Source organism: Acidisphaera rubrifaciens HS-AP3 (assembly GCF_000964365.1).
GTDB classification, from domain to species: domain Bacteria; phylum Pseudomonadota; class Alphaproteobacteria; order Acetobacterales; family Acetobacteraceae; genus Acidisphaera; species Acidisphaera rubrifaciens.
Map to the genome: position 1 here is coordinate 1 of NZ_BANB01000509.1, position 602 is coordinate 602.

The 602-nt window shown below is 72.8% G+C and carries 1 protein-coding gene; it reads left to right on the forward strand.

Annotated features, from left to right (window positions below; genetic code table 11):
* Positions 1-602 (forward strand): FAD-binding domain-containing protein (locus tag B8460_RS13880; RefSeq protein ID WP_048862204.1); only part of this gene is annotated, 602 nt, incomplete at both ends.

Consider the following 602-nt stretch of genomic DNA (forward strand, 5'->3'; position numbering starts at 1 on the left):
TCGTGCAGCAGGTGTTCTGGCGCACCTACTGGAAGGGCTGGCTCGAGTCCCGCCCGGTGGTGTGGGCGGCGTATCGGGCGGAGGTGCGGCAGGGGGTGAACCGGCTGGCGACCGAAGGCGGTCTGCGCCAGGCCTTCCACGCGGCGACGGAGGGGCGGACGGGCATCGCCTGCTTCGATGCCTGGGCGCGCGACCTCGTGGCGCATAACTGGCTGCATAACCACGCGCGCATGTGGTTCGCCTCCATCTGGTGCTTCACGCTGCGGCTGCCCTGGGCGCTGGGGGCGGATTTCTTCCTCCGTCACCTGCTGGACGGGGATGCCGCGAGCAACACGCTGTCCTGGCGCTGGGTCGCGGGGTTGCACACGCCGGGCAAGCACTATGTCGCCCGGGCGGAGAATATCCGCCGCCATACCGCGGGCCGGTTCGACCCGGCCGGCGAACTCGACGAATCGCCGGCGCCGCTGGAGGAGCATCCCTCGGTCGCCGCCGTGCCGGCCGCCTTGTCGTCGCCCGCGGCACCGCCGCGCGGACCGGTGGCGCTGCTGCTGCACGAGGATGACCTGCTCGGCGAGCGTCTGCCGCCGCCGGCGCCGGCGGTG